General features: G+C 71.3%; 14 protein-coding genes. 8 read left to right on the forward strand and 6 right to left on the reverse strand.

Going from position 1 to position 19023, the window contains the following annotated elements; genetic code table 11:
* Positions 1-226 precede the first annotated feature (226 nt).
* Together MYK68_RS19575 and MYK68_RS20855 are read left to right on the forward strand one after the other, a co-directional pair.
* Entirely contained in the window at positions 227-1285 is a 1059-nt protein-coding gene (locus MYK68_RS19575; RefSeq protein WP_247865397.1) for a zinc-dependent alcohol dehydrogenase family protein, read from the forward strand.
* Positions 1286-1351: 66 nt separating this feature from the next.
* Positions 1352-3832: an MFS transporter gene (locus MYK68_RS20855; protein WP_349306146.1), complete on the forward strand. Its 2481-nt coding sequence runs from the start codon at positions 1352-1354 to the stop codon at positions 3830-3832.
* Positions 3833-3924: 92 nt separating this feature from the next.
* Here MYK68_RS20855 and MYK68_RS19590 read toward each other — a convergent pair whose 3' ends face one another.
* The 3 genes from MYK68_RS19590 to MYK68_RS19600 form a co-directional block, all read right to left on the reverse strand.
* Complete coding sequence (locus MYK68_RS19590) at positions 3925-4443, reverse strand: glycine cleavage system transcriptional repressor (RefSeq protein ID WP_247865398.1); 519 nt, start codon at positions 4441-4443, stop codon at positions 3925-3927.
* A gap of 300 nt (positions 4444-4743) precedes the next feature.
* A complete protein-coding gene (locus tag MYK68_RS19595; RefSeq protein WP_247865399.1) occupies positions 4744-5520 on the reverse strand; it encodes an SDR family NAD(P)-dependent oxidoreductase in 777 nt (258 codons plus the stop codon).
* Positions 5521-5631: 111 nt separating this feature from the next.
* The gene (locus tag MYK68_RS19600) at positions 5632-7317 is read right to left on the reverse strand and encodes a VanW family protein (protein ID WP_247868117.1); all 1686 of its coding nucleotides are present in this window, start codon (positions 7315-7317) and stop codon (positions 5632-5634) included.
* Positions 7318-7661: 344 nt separating this feature from the next.
* Here MYK68_RS19600 and MYK68_RS19605 point away from each other — a divergent pair, with 344 nt between their 5' ends.
* Both MYK68_RS19605 and MYK68_RS19610 read left to right on the forward strand, forming a co-directional pair.
* Entirely contained in the window at positions 7662-8084 is a 423-nt protein-coding gene (locus MYK68_RS19605; RefSeq protein WP_247865400.1) for a hypothetical protein, read from the forward strand.
* A 202-nt stretch (positions 8085-8286) separates the two neighbouring features.
* Positions 8287-8709, forward strand: a complete 423-nt coding sequence (locus MYK68_RS19610; protein ID WP_247865401.1) for a hypothetical protein — start codon at positions 8287-8289, stop codon at positions 8707-8709.
* Positions 8710-8770: 61 nt separating this feature from the next.
* Here MYK68_RS19610 and MYK68_RS19615 read toward each other — a convergent pair whose 3' ends face one another.
* A complete protein-coding gene (locus MYK68_RS19615; protein WP_247865402.1) occupies positions 8771-10078 on the reverse strand; it encodes an acetyl-CoA C-acetyltransferase in 1308 nt (435 codons plus the stop codon).
* Positions 10079-10286: 208 nt separating this feature from the next.
* Here MYK68_RS19615 and MYK68_RS19620 point away from each other — a divergent pair, with 208 nt between their 5' ends.
* Both MYK68_RS19620 and MYK68_RS19625 read left to right on the forward strand, forming a co-directional pair.
* Positions 10287-11648: a 3-oxoacyl-ACP reductase gene (locus MYK68_RS19620; protein WP_247865403.1), complete on the forward strand. Its 1362-nt coding sequence runs from the start codon at positions 10287-10289 to the stop codon at positions 11646-11648.
* Positions 11648-12532 carry a MaoC/PaaZ C-terminal domain-containing protein gene (locus tag MYK68_RS19625; RefSeq protein WP_247865404.1) on the forward strand — a complete coding sequence of 295 codons (885 nt, stop codon included), beginning with the start codon at positions 11648-11650 and terminating at the stop codon, positions 12530-12532. The genes MYK68_RS19620 and MYK68_RS19625 overlap by 1 nt, the downstream gene beginning before the upstream one ends.
* A gap of 73 nt (positions 12533-12605) precedes the next feature.
* Here the strand turns inward: MYK68_RS19625 and MYK68_RS19630 are convergent, their stop codons facing one another.
* Positions 12606-13211 (reverse strand): TetR/AcrR family transcriptional regulator, encoded by a 606-nt coding sequence (locus MYK68_RS19630; protein ID WP_247868118.1) that lies wholly within the window; start codon positions 13209-13211, stop codon positions 12606-12608.
* Between the two features lie 58 nt (positions 13212-13269).
* Positions 13270-14490 carry a glycoside hydrolase family 3 N-terminal domain-containing protein gene (locus tag MYK68_RS19635; protein WP_247865405.1) on the reverse strand — a complete coding sequence of 407 codons (1221 nt, stop codon included), beginning with the start codon at positions 14488-14490 and terminating at the stop codon, positions 13270-13272.
* Positions 14491-14513: 23 nt separating this feature from the next.
* Between MYK68_RS19635 and MYK68_RS19640 the strand changes: the two genes are divergently transcribed.
* Positions 14514-14714: a DUF2613 family protein gene (locus MYK68_RS19640; protein WP_247865406.1), complete on the forward strand. Its 201-nt coding sequence runs from the start codon at positions 14514-14516 to the stop codon at positions 14712-14714.
* A gap of 22 nt (positions 14715-14736) precedes the next feature.
* Positions 14737-19020: an alpha-(1->3)-arabinofuranosyltransferase gene (locus MYK68_RS19645; RefSeq protein ID WP_247865407.1), complete on the forward strand. Its 4284-nt coding sequence runs from the start codon at positions 14737-14739 to the stop codon at positions 19018-19020.
* Positions 19021-19023: the final 3 nt, after the last annotated feature.

The following is a 19023-nucleotide window of genomic DNA, read 5'->3' on the forward strand; positions in this document are numbered from 1 at the left end:
GTCTCGCTCCCTGAGCTACGTCTCGCTCCCTGAGCTACATCTCGCTGCTCCCTGAGCTACGTCGAAGGGGACCCGAGCCACCGCGAACCCCGCCGGTACTCCCGGCGGGGTTCGCCGCATCTCACGGCCGCACCCAGTGTCCTTGGTCCCGCCTCCGCGCGTACCGCCGCGTAACCCGGGCCCCGCTCTCTAGCGTCGCCGGTAGACGACCCATAAGGAGCAGAGCATGAAAGCACTCGTCTACCACGGTCCCGGCCGCAAGTCGTGGGACGACGTCCCCGATCCCACGATCCTGCAGCCGACCGACGTCATCGTGAAGATGGACGCCACCACCATCTGCGGCACCGACCTGCACATCCTCAAGGGCGACGTCCCCGCCGTGACGCCCGGCCGGATCCTCGGCCACGAGGGTGTCGGCACCATCACCGAGATCGGCGGCGCGGTCACCACCCTGGCCGTCGGCGACCAGGTGATCCTCGCCTGCGTCAGCGCCTGCGGAAAGTGCGGCTACTGCAAGGAGGGCGTCTACTCGCATTGCCAGGCCCCCGAGGGCGCACCCGGCATCGGCTGGATCTTCGGCCACCTGATCGACGGCACCCAAGCCGAATACGTGCGCGTACCGTTCGCCGAGAACTCGGTGTACAAACTGCCCGCGACCGTCAGCCCCGAGCAGGGCGTCATCCTCTCCGACATCCTGCCGACCGGCCACGAGATCGGCGTGCAGTACGGCCACGTGAAGGCCGGCGACGTCGTCGCCGTCGTCGGCACCGGACCGGTCGGGCTGGCCGCGATCGCCACCGCGCGGCTCTACGGCCCGAGCCGGATCATCGCGATCGACATCGATGCGAACCGCGTGGCCGAGGCCGCGAAGTTCGGCGCCACCGACGGCGTCGTCTCCTCCGATGCGGACTGGAAGGAGCAGGTCCTGGCCATGACCGACGGCCTGGGCGTGGACGTCGCGATCGAGGCGGTCGGCATCCCGGCGACCTGGCAGATGTGCGTCGACCTGGTCCGCCCGGCGGGCACCGTCGCCAACGTCGGTGTCCACGGCGAGCCCGTGCAGCTCGACCTGCAGGATCTGTGGATCTCGAACATCGACATCTCGATGGGTCTGGTCAACACCAACACCCTCGGCACCCTGCTGAAGATGGTCGCCTCCCGCCAGCTCGACCCCGACGTCTTCATCAGTCACCGCTTCGCGCTCGATCAGATCCTCGACGCCTACGAGGTGTTCGCGAACGCCGCCGAGACCAAGGCCCTGAAGGTGGTTCTCACGGCCGGCTGACGCCCGGGCCCGGCCGACCGAAATCCGCTGAACGATCGCTCGGGCGGCTCGTCTACCCTCGACTCCATGACAGGAGAAGCCGCGGACGCCCGGCCGCGGCACGACCATCCGCAGTCCTGGTCGTTCGCCCTGCTGCTCGCGCTCCTCGCGCTGGCCCTCGGCACGTCCGCGCTGCCCTCGCCGCTGTACCCGATCTACGCGCAGGAGTGGCATTTCAGCCCGCTCACCACGACCGTGATCTTCGCCGTCTACGCGGCCGGGGCGCTGGCCGCGGCGCTCACCGTCGGGCCGATCTCCGACGCGGTTGGACGCAAACCGGTGCTGATCACGGCGCTGGTGATGATCCTGGTGGGGCTCGGCATCTTCCTGGCCGCCACGCAGGTCTGGGAGCTCCTGATCGCCCGCCTGATCCACGGCGCCGCGATCGGCGCGACGATCGTCGTCGCCGGCGCCGCGTTGCTCGACGTCCGTCCGCACGACGGTGCGCGGAACGGCGCGGTCAGCGGGGCGTCGCTCAACGCGGGCATCGCGATCACCGTGCTCGGCGCGGCGTGCGCGGCGCAGTGGGCGTCGTACCCGCTGCGGATCCCCTACGCGATCGTGGCGGTGATCGTCGCGGTGCTGCTGGTCGCCGTCATCGCCCTGGTCGAGCCGCACAGCGCGCGCACCGGCGGGCGGGTCCGGCTGCAGCGGCCCTCCATCCCGCACGAGATCCGCGCCGAGTTCTGGTTCGCCGGGATCGGCATCCTCACGTCGTGGTCGGTGCTCGGTGTGTACCTGAGCCTGTATCCGGCGCTCACCCAGCACACGACCGGCCACCATTCGGCGATCTTCGCGGGCGTGGTGATCTCCATGATGGCCGGGGCGGCCTCGGCGTCACAGTGGATCGGCGGCCGGTTCGCTCCGCGCGCCACCGCGATCGCGGGCGACCTCGGCATGGTGGTGGCCCTCGGGTTCGCGGTGGCCGCCGTGCACAGCGGCTCGACGGTCGCCGTGCTGATCGATGCCCTCGTCCTCGGCGCAGTCTTCGGCCTCGCGTTCGGCGGCTCGCTGCGCTACCTGAGCGAGGTCGCGCCGGCGCACGCGCGTGGCCAGGTGATGAGCGCGTACTACCTGCTCGGCTACCTCGCGATGGGTGTGCCGACGGTGGTCGCGGGCGCCCTCGCCAGCCGGTACGGCACCGCCGCGATCTTCCCCTGGTTCGCCGCGGCCGTGGCGCTCGGCTGCCTGGGCGCCGCGCTCCTCGGACTGCTCGGCGATCGCCGCGCCCGTGTCGAAGAACTCCCGGTGATCCTCACCGCCGAGCATGCCGCCACCGCCGAGGCACCCGCCTATCTGCCGCCGCCCCCGGATGCGTCGGCGTCGCCCGGCGTCGTGCACGACTACTGGACCGCGCTGAGTCCGCAGGCCCGGGAAGAGCTGCTGCACGCGCGGCCCGAGTGGGTCGGGAACACCGATGGCATCCCACCGCAGGTGCGCCACCGGGTGAATCTGCTGCGGCTGGGGCCCGAGCTGATCCGGCTCCAGGCCCGGCAGGCTCAGCTCTTCGCGCAGATCGCCAAACACCGGACCCGCGGGCTGTTCACCAACGAGGACGCCGAACGCGAGCAGGTGCGGCGCAAGATCGACGACGTCAAGATGTTGCAGCACGTGCTGCGGAATCCGTGGTCCCCGGAGCATCCGGACGGGCAGATGCTGCTGATGATGGACATGCGGACCGGCGAACAGGGCAAGGCCGTCGTCACCAACGGCGATCCGACCACCGCCCACCACGTCGCGATCCTGGTCCCCGGCATGGACACCTCGATCCGCGGCAGCATGGTGGGGATGCTCAACGAGGGGCAGGACATGACCCGGGAGGCACGGCGCCAGCTGCGCGACGCGCACCCCGGCGAACCGGAGCCGTCGATCGCGACGATCTCGTGGCTGGGCTACGAGCCGCCGGACAAGGACAACACCCGCCCGTTCGCCGAGTACTTCCGGTTCGGGGAGGCCGCAGCGCGGGGTCGTGCACGGCGCGGCGCCAAAGACCTCGCGCGCTTCTACCGGGGGCTCGCGGTCACCTCGACCGATCCGGCACCGCATTTCGTGGCGTTCGGCCACTCCTACGGGTCGCTGACCCAGGGCATGGCGCTGCGGGAACCCGGCCATCCGATCGCCGACGCCGTCTTCTACGGCTCGCCCGGTTTCATGGCCGGCAGCGAGAGTCAGCTGGGGCTGGCCGACGGTCACGGCTACGTGATGGAGGGCGACCGCGACTACATCCGGTACTTCCAGACCCGGAACTTCCACGGCCTGCGTCTCGGCTTCAACGGGCCGCGGCCGACCGAGACCTCGCTTCGGCAGCTCGACGTCGGTCCGCGGACCACGCCCGACGGGATCGCCCGCGAGGGCGCGCACGCGCACGCCGACTATCCGCGGCTGGGCAGCGCGACCGGTGACGACGGCCGGCGCATTCCGCGCACCTCGGGATACCTGATGGCGCGGATTCTGGTCGGTCTGCCGCTCGACCCGAGCGACTACCGCCGACGACCGGCCCGACTGTGACGTAGCCTTCGGGCATCCTCGGCCCGGAATCCCCCGATCAGCGCGAATGATTCCCCGGCGCGGCGATCGGCTCTCGCCACGTCACGGTCCGGTCAGACTTCATCGACATCGAGGTCGACGAGCAGTTCCTCGGCGATCTTCTCCAGATCGGCGCGGATCGTGGCCGCCTCGGCCGTCGGCGGCACCATGACGTGCAGTTGCGCCTCGAAGAGCATGCCGCCGGCCATCGGCGCCTGCCGCGTGCCGGTGGTGAGCTTCTCGATCGAGACGCCGCTGCGGCTCAGCGCCGTCGACAGTTCCTGCACGATGCCGGGCCGGTCGTTGCCGAGGACGTCGATGGTCAGCGCCGTCCACTCCGCGGTCGGCGCCGCCGCGGAGTCGACCGAATGCACCTGGACCTCGAGGAGTCCGTCCAGTCCGGTGACGGCGGCGATCAGTCCCTCGGCGCGTTCGGCGGGGACCGCCACCGCGACGATCCCGGCGAATTTGCCCGCCAGCTGCGCGAGTTGGCTCCGCTCCCAGTTTCCGCCGCTGCGGGCGATCGCCTCCGAGAGTGCCGAGACCAGGCCGGGCCGGTCGTCGCCGATCACCGACAGCACGAGATTCCGCATGGCCCGAAGCCTATTTCGTGAGGCCGGTCTCCGCAGCCGGTTGCCGCCCCGCAGGGCGGATTCGCAGACTGTCGCACATGCGGTCACAGTTCCCGCTTCCGCGACGATCTGCGCACCCGCCGCGTCTTCCGGCCGGGACGACTTCGAGGTGCCCGGCGAGGTGGTTTGCGTGCACCGGAGCGGTGCGCTCCTCGGCTGCGCTGCCCGCGGGCCGGCCCGGGGGTGACCGACAACGCGGCAGCCGCGTCCCCGGGAGGGACGCGGCTGCCGCGGGATGTTGCCTGTCGCGTGGGCCGAAGGCTACTTCGGAGGCATCCGGATGCCGCCGTCGACGCGGACCACCTCGGCGTTCATGTACGAGTTGGTGAGCAGCTCGACGACCATCGAGGCGAGCTCGTCGGGCACGCCCAGGCGCTTCGGGAACAGGACGGACTCGCCGAGCTTGGCCTTGAACGCCTCCGACTCGGGGCCGCTGCCGTAGATCGGGGTGTCGATCAGGCCGGGGGCGACGGTGTTCAGGCGCACGCCGATGGCCGACAGATCGCGGGCGACCGGGAGGGTCATGCCGACCACGCCGCCCTTGGACGACGAGTACGCGGCCTGGCCGATCTGGCCGTCGAAGGCGGCGACCGACGCGAGGTTCACGATGGCGCCGCGATCGTTGTCCGGCCCCGGCTCGTTGCGGCTCATCGCGGTGGCGGCCAGGCGGGTGACGTCGAAGGTGCCGATCAGGTTGATGGAGATGACCTTCTTGTACAGGTCCAGGTCGTGCGCCGAGGAGAACTCGCCGTCGCGCCCGACCGTGCGCTGTGCCCAGCCGACACCGGCCGAGTTCACGACCGCCTTCAGCGGCCCGAGCTCGACGGCCTTCTCGATGGCCGTGATGATCTGGTCCGTGTTCGTGACGTCGACCGGCACGAACGCGCCGCCGATCTCGGTGGCGAGGGCCTCACCGTCGTCGGCCTTCAGATCGGCGATGACGACCTTGGCGCCGCGGGCGGCGAGCTGGCGGGCGGTGGCGGCGCCGATGCCCGAGGCTCCACCGGTGACGATTGCACTTGCTCCATTGATGTCCATGCGGCCGAGCCTATCGCCCGCGCGGTGACGCGCACCACAGGCACCGGCGACGGGGCGCTGTGATGCCGGACACAAGCGAGTGCTTGGTCGGTGGTCCCGTCCGCCACCGGTTCAGCGGCAGCGGACGATGGGCTCCGGCGCGTACCGGACGGTCCGGGTGTGCCGGGAGATCTCCCGGCCGCTGCGCGCATCCCGGATCACCCGGGTGTTCGACGCGGTGAACCCGGGGGCACCGCCGCTCGGGATGCAGTCGTCGCCGGCCGGGAGCTGCACCTCCTGCGGGCTGGTCGGATCGGTGCGGGGTCCGGTGATCGACTCGACGTCGTACTGTTTGGTGCTCCACAGCCGCACCGTCACCGACGACGGCGACCAGGCCGTCTCGATGTAGATCCCATGCTTGGTGGTGTTCTTGAACGCCAGGTCGATCAGTCCCTCGAAGACGGTCGCCTCCCGCGCCTCCGGATACCGCGAGATGTAGTACGCGTGCTCGGTGTGCGTGACGTCTTCCAGTCCGGCGAAGTACGACGCGTTGTACAGCGTGGTCGCGAACTGCGAGATCCCGCCGCCGACGGCCTTCGCGGCGTGGCCGTGGTCGATGATCGTCGAGGTCACGTAACCCTGCGCGGTGCCGCGCGGCCCGGTGTAGCCGTTCAGCGAGAACGTCTGTCCGGGCAGCACGACGGCGCCGTTCACCTTCTCGGCGACCAGCCGGATGTTCTCGCCGGAGGGCCCGGAGAAGCCGCCGGTGGTGAACTCGGAGACCACCTCTTTCACCCCGAGACCGCGGGCCCGCGCGGTGGTGAGCGCGGGCTTGACCGTGGTGAAGACGATGTCGGCCCGGCGGTCGTCGCCGACGGAGGCCCGGGCGAGCGCGGCGGCGGTGGCCGGGGCGTCGACCTTGGCGCCGTCGGTCGACGGCACGACCCGCGGCGCACCGCCGGAGATGCGGAAGGTCGCGTCGACCGGCGCGGACTCGGCGCGTTTGAGATCCGTCCCGAGCACACTCTTGAGGCCGCGCTGGCTGATCGCGGGGGCCAGCCCACCCCGGCCGTCCGGCTCGAAGGTGACGAGCGCCCCGAGTTGGGTGGGGCTCGCCGTCACCGTCGCGCCGCGGCCGGTCAGACGCACCGCGGACGCGGTGACCCGCCGCGCCGGACCGTCCATCGTCTGCTGCACGGTCGACGCCGAGACCGTCGGATCGAAGGGTTCCATCGCGAGGGTGATCGGACCGCCGGTCAGCCATTCCCGCTGGATCTTCCGCTTGGCCGCGGCGCGGTCGATACGCAGACCGGACGACGGCAGGTCTGCGACGGGCGTCGTACCGTCGAAGTGGACGCCGCCCTCCACGGCCGCGCGTTCCAGGCTCTTGCGGTGGGCGTCGAGCTCCTCGCCGAAGGCGTCGTCGTCGAGGTGGACCACCGGGGCCACCTGGTGGCGCGCCCCGAACAGCGCGGTGAGTCGTGACCACGGGTTCGCCGGCTGGTGGAGCAGCCGGCTCAGGGTGGCGTCGGCGTCGAAGGTGAGGCCGAGCGCGGCCGGGTCGAGGGCGGCCTGCCCGGAATCCGTCCGCACCACGACCGGCGCCTGCGCAGCGCCCGACAGCTTCACCAGCGCGGCACGCGCCTGATCCGGACTGAGATTCCCCATCGAGAACTCGGCGATCTGCGCGCCGCGCGCGGTCTTACCGTGTCCGGCCACCAGATCGGCGGCCAGCGCGAGTCCGGCCAGCAGCAGCACCGCGAGCGCACCGCGGATCCACCACACGCGTACTGAGGTCCGGCGCCCGCCGCGCCGCATATCGGAATGAGTCACAACGTCGTCGATCTTAGGTGGAGTCTCGAAAAACGGCAGAAACGAGAACTCCGGCTGAACTGCCGGGTCGGGGGTCAGGCAGTTCAGCCGGAGCTATCTCGTATGTCGCCGGACCCGGTCGGAGCGTTACACATCGCTCAAAGAGTTTCTGAAACTCTGCGTTCCCCCAGGTCAACCCGCTGATCGACCATCGACGACCTCGTCGGCGCGGGCCCCCGGCGGAACGGTCCGGGAATTCGGGTAGCGCCCTACTCGACCGGATTCACCGCGGTCACGGTCCACTGGATGCGTCGGTCCGCACGGGCCCGCACCTTCCCCGAGGAGAGATCATGCGAGTCCTGAATACCCATACCCGCCGTGCCGCCGCCCGGGCGGCACTGGCCGCCGCCACCGCGCTCGCCGCCGCGACCACCACCGCCGCCATCGCGGCCGGCCCCGCCGCCGCAGCCACCCCACCGACCCTGACCGTCGACCTCTCCGGGCCCCAGGGCTGGCTGCTCACCTGGGACGGCACCCCGGCGAAGACCTGCGACTTCTACGTCAACGGCGGCCTCTTCCAAGACTCGACGCCCGCGAAGGCATCGTTCGTCGTCGGGCCGCCGTACGTGTTCTCCAAGGCGGGCGACTACCGGCTCACCGTCGACTGCGATGGTCAGAAGAGCAACGTCGGGCACCTGTACGCGCCCCGGAATCCGCTCAACGATCTCCGCACGCAGTTCAGCAACGCCACCGGCGGAGCATTCGGATCCTGATCGGCGCTCCGCAGACAACGGTCCCCTGGCCGGCGCTCGGCGAGGAGACTCTCGTCCGCCCCGACTCACCCCGATGACGGCGGTGACGCCCTGACCGATTCTGAGATTCGAGTAGCGCTCTACTCGACCGGATGCGCCGCGGTCGCGGTCCACTGGACGGGCCGGTCCGCACCGGGCCGCACCCTTCACCCGAGGAAAGATCATGCGAGTCCCGAACACCGTCACCCGCCGCACCGTCGCCCGAACGGCGCTGGCCGCCGCCACCGCGATCGCCGCCGCGACCACCACCGCCGTCGTCGCGGCCGGCCCCGCCGCCGCGGCGACCCCACCGAGCCTGACCGTCGGCCTCTCCGGGACCAAGACCTGGAGCATCACCTGGGACGGCACCCCGGCGAAGACCTGTGACTTCTACGTCAACGGCGACCTCATCGAAGACGCGCACGGCCCGAAGGACTCGGTCGTCGTCGGCAACGCGGCGCTGTTCGCCAAGGCGGGCGACTACCGGCTCACCCTCGAGTGCGGCGGCCAGAAGAGCAACGTCGTGCACCTGTACTCGCCCCGGAATCCGCTCAACGATCTCCGGACACAGTTCAGCAGCGCCACCGCCGGCGCTTTCGGATCCTGACCGTCCCCCGGCATGAGGAGAGTCCCTCCGCCGCCCGGCGGAGGGACTCTCGTTTCGCCGATTATCCCTCGACGATGGCGGTGACGCCCTGGCCGCCGGCGGCGCAGATCGAGATCAGCGCACGACCGCCGCCGTTCTCCTTGATCAGCTTCGCGGTGTGCGCGATGATCCGGCCGCCGGTGGCGGCGAACGGGTGGCCCGCGGCGAGCGAGGAGCCCTTGACGTTCAGCTTGCTGCGGTCGATCCCGCCGAGCGGCTTGTCGAGGCCGAGGCGCTCGCTGCAGTACTCCGCCGACTCCCAGGCCGCCAGGGTGGAGAGCACGACGGACGCGAAGGCCTCGTGGATCTCGTAGAAGTCGAAGTCCTGCAGGGTGAGGCCGTTGCGCTCGAGCAGACGCGGGACCGCGTAGGTCGGCGCCATCAGCAGGCCGTCGGGGCCGTTGACGTAGTCGACGGCGGCGGTCTCGGTGTCGACCAGGTAGGCCTGCACCGGGAGACTCTTCTCGGCGGCCCACTCGTCGGACGAGAGCAGCACGGCCGACGCGCCGTCGGTCAGCGGCGTCGAGTTGCCTGCGGTCATGGTGGCATCGCCCAGCGAGACGCCGAAGACCGGCTTGAGCTTGGCCAGCTTCTCCACCGAGCTGTCGCCGCGCAGGTTCTCGTCGCGGGTCAGGCCCAGGAAGGGCGTGATGAGATCGTCGAAGAAGCCGTCGTCGTAGGCCTTCGCCATGTTCTGGTGGCTGGCGGCGGCGAGGGCGTCCTGGTCGGCGCGGGAGACGCCGAACTCCTTGGCGGTGATGGCGGCGTGCTCGCCCATCGACAGGCCGGTGCGCGGCTCTCCGTTCTGCGGGATCTCGATGCCGAGCTTGGTGACGAGCGCCAGGGCGGCCTTGATGCGGTCCGGGGTGGTGCGGGCGCGGTTCACCTCGAGCATCTGGCGGCGCATGTCCTCGGAGACGCCGATCGGGGCGTCGGACGTGGTGTCGGTGCCGCCGCCGATGCCGACCTCGTAGCGGCCGCGCGCGATGCCGTCGGCCACCGAGTTGATGGCCTGCAGGCCGGTGCCGCAGGCCTGCTGGACGTCGAACGCCGGGGTGTACGGGGAGAGTGAGGTGCCGAGCACGCACTCGCGGACCAGGTTGAAGTCGCGCGAGTGCTTGAGCACCGCACCGCCGACCACCATGCCGAGCTGCTCGCCCTGCAGGTGGAAGCGGCTGACCAGGCCCTGTAGCGCGGCGGTGAACATGTCCTGGTTGCTGGCCTTGGCGTAGGCGCGGTCCTGACGGGCGAACGGAATGCGATTGCCGCCGAGGATGGCGACCGGACGGGTCTGCTTGGTCTCCGGCTTGCGGGGGGTATACGAGGCCACGGGAATGCTCCTGGTTCTGGCGATGTTCTCGGCGGCGGTTTGCCTTCGGCCAGGTCGAGCGTATCGACTCGGCCACCGTCTGTGACTATTCTTACTAAGGAGTAAGTTCGTTGTCGACCCCGGTACCTGCGAAGATCATCACAACGTCGTGGTTACCACGGTGTTCGACGACGAGCGCAACCTGACCTCACCTGTAAAGGAGACTGTCGTGGCCGGCAGCAATGATCTGTATTCATCCTTCGTCAACTCGGGCCCGGGCGCCTTCCTCGCCAGCAAGGTGGGCCTGCCGCAGCCGCCGAAGCTGCGCCGCTACTCGCCGTCGCAGCCTCCGCTGGGCGGCCCGGTCCTGCTGGGCGGCTTCGGCCGTCTGGTCGAGCCGGTGCGCGAGCTGCTGAGCGCGGCCGGCGAGTACGACCTCGTCGTCAACAACACCGACGGCCGCAGCGCCGACAAGCTCGGTGCCGCCGTGTTCGACGCGACCGGCATCAGCTGCGCCGCCGAGCTGGAGCAGCTCTTCGAGTTCTTCACCCCGATCATGCGTTCGCTGGGCAACTCGGCGCGCGTCGTCGTCCTCGGCACCACGCCGGAGCTGGCCGCCTCGCCCGACGAGCAGGTGGCCCAGCGCGCGCTGGAGGGCTTCACCCGCTCGATCGCCAAGGAACTGCGCGACGGCGCCACCGCCCAGCTGGTCTACGTCCACCCGAAGGCCGAGACCGGCCTGAGCGGCCTGGAGTCGACGCTGCGCTTCCTGCTGTCGGGCAAGTCGGCCTACGTCGACGCCCAGGTGATCCGCGTCGACGCCCAGAACGGCGCCGGCGTGGAGAACTGGGACAAGCCGCTGGCCGGCAAGGTCGCGCTGGTCACCGGTGCCGCCCGCGGTATCGGCGCCACCATCGCCGAGGTCCTGGCCCGCGACGGCGCTCACGTGATCGCCGCCGACATCCCGGCCGCCGGTGAGGCCCTGAGCGAGACCGCCAACAAGGTCGGCGGCACCGCCCTGCCCCTCGACGTCACCGCAGCCGACGCCGGCGAGAAGATCGCCGAGCACGTCCTGGCCCGCCACGGCGGTCTGGACATCATCGTCAACAACGCAGGCATCACCCGCGACAAGCTGCTCGCCAACATGGACGCCGGCCGCTGGAACTCGGTGATGGCCGTCAACCTGATCGCCCCGCAGACCCTGGTCAACGAGCTGGTGGCCCGCAAGGCGCTGCGCAGCGGCGGCGCCGTGGTCGACGTGTCGTCGATCGCCGGTATCGCGGGCAACCGCGGCCAGACCAATTACGGCGCCTCCAAGGCCGGCGTCATCGGCCTGGTCGACGCCTACGCGCCCATCCTCGCCAAGGAGGGCATCACGATCAACGCCGTGGCCCCGGGCTTCATCGAGACGGCGATGACCGCCGCGATCCCGCTGGCCACCCGCGAGGTCGGCCGCCGGATGAACGCTCTGCAGCAGGGCGGCCAGACGGTCGACGTCGCCGAGACCGTCGCCTACTTCGCCAGCCCGGCCAGCAATGCGGTCACCGGTAACGTCGTGCGCGTCTGCGGCCAGAGCCTGCTGGGTGCCTGATGAGCAAGACCGTCACCCTGTCGCAGGTCCCGTCGGCGGCGACGCAGTATCCGAAGGCCGTCGGCGCCCTGCTGCCGGTCTTCGGCAAGCCCTCGCGGGTCGCCCCGGACGCGACGGTGCCCGACACCGTCTACCGGGTGGAGAACATCCGCGTCGACCGTGACCGGCTGCGCGAGTACTGCCGCACCACGGGTCTGCAGTACGGCGCACAGCTGCCGCTGACCTACCTGTTCGTGTTGCAGTTCCCGCTGGCCATGGAGGTCATGGTCGCCGACGACTTCCCGTTCGCGGCGGTCGGCGCGGTCCACGCGGAGAACCGGATCGAGCGGCTGCGGCAGATCGGCGTCGACGAGCCGCTGACCATCGCGACGCACGCGGAGAACCTCCGCGAGCACCGCAAGGGCATGCTGATCGACGTCATCAGCGAGTTCTACGTCGGCCGCGAGCTGGTGGCCGTGCAGACCGGTACGTTCCTGAAGCAGCAGCGCACCAGCCTGTCCGACGCCGAGCGCGGCCCCGCGCCGAAGGACACCACCCCGCCGTCGCCCGACCGGGTGCTGAGCGTGGATCTGGGCCTGATCCGCCGGTACGCGGCCGCCTCGGGCGACCGGAACCCGATCCACATGGCCGATCTCTCGGCCAAGCTGTTCGGGTTCAGCCGGGCCATCGCGCACGGCATGTGGAGTTCCGCCGCGGCGATCGCCAACCTGGAGGCGCAGCTTCCGGACGCCGTCGTCTACTCGGTGCGGTTCGGCAAGCCGATCCTGCTGCCGGCCAAGGTGAACCTCTACACGAAGCGCACCGACGACGGCTTCGAGGTCTCGATCCTCAACCGCAAGAAGGGGTACCCGCACCTGACGGGCACCCTGACGCCGCGCGGCTAGTCCGCGGGCGGCGATCCGACAAGCGCGTGTCGCGGGGCTCTCCCCGCGGCACGCGCTTGTCGGATGCTGCGGGTCAGACCTCGCCGGTGCCGGCGCCGCGGAGACCGCGCCAGGTGATGCCCAGCAGCAGGTCGGTCGCGGTGTCGATGGAGACATCGCCCTCGGAGACGCGATCGGCGACGGCCTCGGCCGCGCCGACCAGCGCGACGGCGGTCAGCTCGAAGTCGATGTCCGACGCACCCTCGACGGTGGTGCCGCGGCGGATCAGTTCGGTGATCATCTCGGTGATCTGCGCCCGCGCCTCCTGCACCACCACCGAGAAGCCGGCGGTGCCGCTGGCCACCCGGTACAGCACCCGCCACGACTGTGCGTTCTGGTGCACGTACTTGAGGAACTCGCGGACCAGGACGCGGGCCTGATCGCGCTGCCGCATCGCGGGGTCGAAGCCCGCGCTCATCACCTCGATGAACCGGCCCGACTCCCGCGTGATGCACGCGGTGAACAGCTCGTCCTTGGACCCGTAATACAGGTACAGCATCGGCTTGGAGATCTGCGCACGCGCCGCGATGGAGTCCATCGAGGTCTCGGTGAATCCCGACTCGGCGAACTCCGCGATGGCGGCGTCGAGCATCTGCTGTTCGCGCACCGCCCTCGGCAGCCGCTTGGTTCCGGGCATGATCCTCAACTTACCATTTGGTAAGGTGCCGCGGTCACGCACCCGAACGATCGCTCGGTGATCAGCAGTGGACGACGCCCTTGGCCCGCAGAATCCGCACGACGGAATCATCGACGCGCGCGGCGTTCAGGTTACCGGATTTCACCGCGGCCTCGAGCGTATCGAGGACGGCCGAGACCTTGTCGGTACTCAGCCACAGCCCGATGTCCGATCCGGCCTGGAACGCCTTGAGCACGGCCCGGTCGATCGGATACTTGTCGCTGATGGCCTTCATCCCGGACAGGTCGTCGGAGAACACCACGCCGTCGAACGCCGGACCGTCGTATCCCTTGCCGGTGCGGAGCATGCCGATCGCCTTCGGGCTGATACTGGCGGGAGTCTCCGGCCCGGTGAGTCCGGGCACGATGAGGTGCCCCACCATCACTCCGGCGTCGCCCGGATCCCGCAGCAGCGTCCGGTACGGCACCAGGTCGGATTCGACCAGTTCAGACAGCGGCGGGGTCTTCACGACGCCGGTGTGCGAGTCGCCCGAGCCGTGTCCGTGGCCGGGGAAGTGCTTGTAGACCGGCATGATCCCGGCGTCTTGCAGCCCGCGGGCGAACGCGCCGGCGTACTCGGTGACGACGGCCGGGTCGTTCGAGTACGACCGATCGCCGATCACCTCGTCGTCGCTCTCGTCCGACACGTCGACGACCGGCGCGAAGTCGACGGTGATGCCGAGCTTCGCCATCTTCTCGCCGGCCGCCTTGGCCTGCGCACGGACCTGCCGCGCCGACGCACCGCTCGCCGCGACCGACCGCGCCGATGGCAGATCGATGCCGAGCGACTTCAGCCGGGACACCCGGCCACCCTCCTGATCGACGGTCACCATCACCGGAATGCTCGACGACTTCGCGATCGTCGCGGCGTCCCCGCTGCTCAGGATGGACATGTCGGTCCAGCTGCCGATGAAGATGCCGCCGATCTTCTCCGTCTTGATCACCTGGCGCGCGTCCGCGGATCCGGTCACGCCGACCACCAGGCGCTGCGCCAGCTTCTGCCGCAGCGACATCTTCGCCAGTTCCGGCGCCCCGCAGGGCGGCGGCACCACCCCGGAGCCAGCCGCCGCCGAGGTCGTCGTCGACGAGGTCGCGGTCGTCCCGGACGGTTCGGCGGCCACCGGCTCGCCGTGCGTCGTGCAGGCGGCGACGACCGTGACGCAGGTCGCAAGTGCCAGCGCGGGAACCACCGCGCGCCGGCGCCCGGCGGCCCGGCGGGAGGAGTAGCTGGGGGTTTTCCTCATGGGCGAATGGTAGCTTGGTGCCCATGCGTGACCGATTGATCTATGGGGCCGTGGCCGCGGTGGCCGGGGTCATCGTCGGCGTCGGCGCCGTCTTTCTGGGGGGCTCCCTAGCGGCGGAGAACAAGCCCTCCACGGATGTGAACAGCTTCAACGCCAACGACGGTTTCCTGCAGGGTTCCGTCCAGTACGGCACCCGCGGTGGGGCGTCCGACGACAACAACTGAGCCCGCGCCCGCCGGTACCGACGTGGCCGACGGACCGCCGCGCGACCGGTTGCTCACCCGCCGCGACCTCGCTCTCGCCGCTCTGGTGGCGCTCGTAGTCTCCTTTGCGCAGGCTCCGGGGCGGATCGCGCCGGACACCAAACTCGATTTGACGGCCGATCCGTTCGGCTTCCTCTCGCGGGCGCTGCACCTGTGGTCGCCGGACGCCCCGATGGGCCAGATCCAGAATCAGGCCTACGGCTATTTCTTCCCGCACGGCCTCTTCTTCGCGCTCGGCGACCTGGCCGGGCTGCCCGGCTGGGTGACCCAGCGGCTGTGGTGGGCGCTGCTACTGACCGTGGGTTTCGCCGGGCTGGTACGACTGGCCGAGGCGTTGCGCGTCGGGTCGTACCCGTCGCGGCTGCTGGCGGCGGCGATCTTCGCGACCTCGCCGCGGGTGCTGACGACGCTGGGCAGCATCTCGTCGGAGACCCTGCCCTTCATGCTGGCGCCCTGGGTGCTGGTGCCGATGGTGCGGGCACTCGACGCCGCCGACACGCGTCCGCTCTGGCAGAACGCGCTGCGTTCGGCGTGCGCGGTGGCACTGATGGGCGCGGTGAACGCGGTGGCGACGGCCGCGGCGGCCGGGGTCGCCGCGGCATGGTGGCTGTTCGGGCTGCTCCAGCGCGACTCCGACCTGGGCCGTCGGCTGCGGTTCGGCGCGTGGTGGGGGCTCGGCCTGGCGCTGGCCTGCCTGTGGTGGCTGGTGCCGCTGCTGCTGATGTCCCGGCTCTCGCCGCCGTTCCTCGACTTCATCGAGTCGTCCCGGGTCACCACCGAGTGGACCTCGCTCACCGAGGTGCTGCGCGGCACCAGTTCGTGGACGCCGTTCGTGTCCGACGAGCGCGCGGCCGGGGCGGTCCTGGTCTCGCAGCCCGCGGCGGTGCTGGCGACCGGGCTGCTGGCGGCGGCCGGGCTGGCCGGGCTCGCCATGTCGCGGATGCCGTTCCGGCGGCGGCTGGTCGCGATCCTGGTGGCCGGGCTGGTCCTGATGTGTCTGGGCTATCCGGGCGCCCTCGGCTCACCGCTCGCGGCGGCGTACCGGGACTTCCTGGACGGCGCGGGCGCACCGCTGCGCAATCTGCACAAGTTCGATCCACTGCTGCGGATCCCCCTGGCCCTCGGTATCGCGCACCTGCTGGCCCGCGTCCGGATTCCGGTCGGCGCCGCCTCGTGGCGCGCCGTGAACGGCTCGGCCGCGGCACAGCGCGGCCTCGCCGCCGCGCTGGTGGTCGTGGTCGCGGCGATCGGCACGGGCACCCTCGCCTGGACCGGCGGCATCGCCGGGGCCGGGAGCTACCGGGCGATCCCGTCGTACTGGCGGGAGACCGCCGACTGGCTCGCCGATCAGTCGCACGGCGACCCGGCGCCGCCGCGTGCGCTGCTGGTGCCCGGTGCGCCGTTCGCCGATCAGCTGTGGGGTTCCACGCACGACGAGCCGCTGCAACCGCTGGCGAGGACCCCGTGGGCGGTGCGCGATGCGATCCCGCTGACCCCGCCCGGGGCCATTCGCGCACTCGATTCGGTGCAGCGCTCGCTGGCGAACGGCCGCGGCTCGGCCGGACTCGCGCCGACCCTGGCCGAGCAGGGGGTCGGGTACCTGGTGCTGCGAGCCGATCTGGACCCGTCGTCGTCGCGGTCGGCCCGCCCGTTGCTGGTGGCGCAGGCGCTCGCGGAGTCGCCGGGCATCACGCCGGTCAAGACCTTCGGGCCGCCCACCGCGCCGCCGGCCGCGGACGGTTTCGTCGTCGACAACGGGCTGCGGCCCGCGCTGCCCGCGGTCACCATCTACCGGGTCGACGGCGCGACCGGCACCGGGCCCCGCCTGACGCCCCTGGACGACGTGCCGCGCGTCACCGGCGGCGCCGAAGCGCTGCTCGCCGTGAACGACGCCCGCGCCCGCCGCGGACTACCGCCCCTCGGGCCGAGCCTGCTGACCGCCGACGCCCGCGCCGCCGGTCTGGGCGACGGCCCCGGTCCGATCATCACCGACACCCCGGTGCTCCGGGAGACCGATTTCGGCCGGGTCGACGACCACTCGTCGGCCATCCGGTCCCCCGGCGACGCACGGCTCACCAAGAACGCCGCCGCCGACTATCCGGTGGCCGGGCAGCCGCCGGTGGTCGCGCAATGGCTGCTCGACGGGCAGCCCAGCCGCGTGCGGGTCACCTCCAGCGGTTCGGCCGCCGACGCCACCCAGCCCGGACAGACGGCCCCGGCCACGTCGACCGCCGCCGCGTTCGACGCCGACCCGCGCACCGCCTGGGTCAGCCGCGGCCTCGACTCCGCCGTCGGACGATGGTTGCAGATCGACTTCACCGAGCCGGTGTCGAACCTGGCGGTGACGGTGACGACGGCCAGGGCGATCGGCCCTGACGTGACCTCCCTCCTGGTCACCACCGATGCCGGTAGCGCCGTGGCACAGGGGGTGAAGCCGGGCGAACCGGTCCGGATCCTCGCGCCGTCCGGGCCGACCCGCCACGTGCAGATCCGGGCGATCGAGACCGCCGACGGCACCGCGGGTAACCAGTTCGCCCTCGCCGGCGTCGCCCTGTCCAACGCGTACACCGACGCGCCGATCGCGATCCGGCAGCAGGTGCTGCTCCCCGAGACGACCGGGAACGTCCGGGGCTGGGTCCTGGGCCCCGAACTCACCGGGCGTTCGGCGTGCGTCACCGAGTTCCACGACGGCGCCGCCGGGCGCGTCCGCTGCGCGGCCGCCCTCGGTCTGGATTCGGAGACCCCCGGCCTGTTCACGCGGTCGCTCTGGGTGCCACGGCCGGTCGCCGTCACCCCGACCGTGGTGTTGCGGCCGGTCCCGGGGGCCGAGCTGGGCGGGCTGCTCGACGAGCCAGGTGCGCTCCGCGCCGAGGGGCCGTCGTCGGTGACCGATGTGCGCGGCAGCGCCGCGGCGGCCGTCGACGGCGATCCGGACACCACCTGGATCGCGCCCGAACCGACCGATCGCAAGAGTAAGAAGCCCACGCTGACCGTGCATCTGCCCGCTCCCGCGGAGGTGTCCGGGCTGCGGCTGCGGACCGCGGACGGCTATCCGGCGCGACCCACCGAGGTGAGCGTCGACCTCGGCACCGGCCCGCAGAAGGCGAAGGTCGACGACCAGGGCACGGTGCGGCTGACGCCCGCCCGGACCGACACGGTGGCGATCACCGTCGTCAAGACCGCGGATCTGCTGGACACCAACGACCTCGGGTTCACCACCCCGGCACCGGCCGGGATCAGTGAGGTCCAGGTGATCGGCGCGCCGCCCGCCCGCGCCTTCGATCCGGCGCGGCCGGTCGTGATCGGCTGCGACACCGACCCGTCCGGGCCGCTCGGGCTCGGACTCACCGCGGCCGGCCGCCTGATCCGGCTGCAGGTCCACACCGCCGCGGGCGATCTGGCCGCCGGCCGGCCGGTCGTCGCCGAGCCGTGCCCCGGCCCGCCGATCGACCTCGGCGCGGGCCGCCAGGAGATCGCCGTCAACCCGGGCCGCGCGTTCTCCGTCGAGTCCGTCGACCTCGCCGCGGGCACCCCCGCCGCGATCGTGCCGGCCACCGCCCCGCCGGTCGGCGAATGGCGCGCCACCCACCGCACCCTCACCGTCACGCCCGGCACCGCCGCGCGCCTGCTGTCGGTGCCGGAGAGCACCAACCCGGGCTGGACCGCGCGGCTCGGCGGCCAGACCCTCACCCCGGTCGTGGTCGACGGCTGGCAGCAGGGCTGGGTGATCCCGGCGGGCGCCGCCGGCACCGTCGTCCTCACCTACGACGCCGACACACCGTATCGGTGGTCGTTGCTGGTCGGGTTGATCTTGCTGGTCGTGCTGTTCGTCGCGGCGTTCTGGCCCCGGCGTCGAATCTCGAGAGGATCGGCCCCGACCCGGCCTCGGCCAGCGCCTCGACCCGCAGGGACGAGACCACGTCGATTCTTCGACCACGTGTCCTTCGACCGCGCAGCACCCAGAGCCTGCGCAGCCCTCGCCGGACTCGCCGCCGCCTGGCTGCTCACCGGCTGGTGGGGGCTCGGGATCGCCGCGCTCGGTGGCCTGGCCACGGCCCGGCTGGGCCCTTCGACTCCGCTCAGGAACCACCGCGCCGCCCGCGTCACGACCGTCTTCGCCGCCATGTCCGTCGCCACCGTCGCTCTGGCGGCGGGCCCCTGGAACTCGGGGACGCCGTACACCGGGTACGACGCCCTCCCGCAGGCGGCCGCACTGCTCGCCCTGACCGTGCTGGTGGCCGGGACCGTCGTGCCGCCGCGTGAGTAGATT

This window comes from Gordonia sp. PP30, assembly GCF_023100845.1.
Taxonomy (GTDB): domain Bacteria; phylum Actinomycetota; class Actinomycetes; order Mycobacteriales; family Mycobacteriaceae; genus Gordonia.

Excerpts from the sequence above, each read along its gene's own strand:
- MYK68_RS19575 (WP_247865397.1), top strand. The coding sequence starts at position 227 with ATGAAAGCACTCGTCTACCACGGTCCCGGCCGCAAGTCGTGGGACGAC.
- MYK68_RS20855 (WP_349306146.1), top strand. The coding sequence starts at position 1,352 with ATGACAGGAGAAGCCGCGGACGCCCGGCCGCGGCACGACCATCCGCAG.
- MYK68_RS19590 (WP_247865398.1), bottom strand. The coding sequence starts at position 4,443 with ATGCGGAATCTCGTGCTGTCGGTGATCGGCGACGACCGGCCCGGCCTG.
- MYK68_RS19595 (WP_247865399.1), bottom strand. The coding sequence starts at position 5,520 with ATGGACATCAATGGAGCAAGTGCAATCGTCACCGGTGGAGCCTCGGGC.
- MYK68_RS19600 (WP_247868117.1), bottom strand. The coding sequence starts at position 7,317 with ATGCGGCGCGGCGGGCGCCGGACCTCAGTACGCGTGTGGTGGATCCGC.
- MYK68_RS19605 (WP_247865400.1), top strand. The coding sequence starts at position 7,662 with ATGCGAGTCCTGAATACCCATACCCGCCGTGCCGCCGCCCGGGCGGCA.
- MYK68_RS19610 (WP_247865401.1), top strand. The coding sequence starts at position 8,287 with ATGCGAGTCCCGAACACCGTCACCCGCCGCACCGTCGCCCGAACGGCG.
- MYK68_RS19625 (WP_247865404.1), top strand. The coding sequence starts at position 11,648 with ATGAGCAAGACCGTCACCCTGTCGCAGGTCCCGTCGGCGGCGACGCAG.
- MYK68_RS19635 (WP_247865405.1), bottom strand. The coding sequence starts at position 14,490 with ATGAGGAAAACCCCCAGCTACTCCTCCCGCCGGGCCGCCGGGCGCCGG.
- MYK68_RS19640 (WP_247865406.1), top strand. The coding sequence starts at position 14,514 with ATGCGTGACCGATTGATCTATGGGGCCGTGGCCGCGGTGGCCGGGGTC.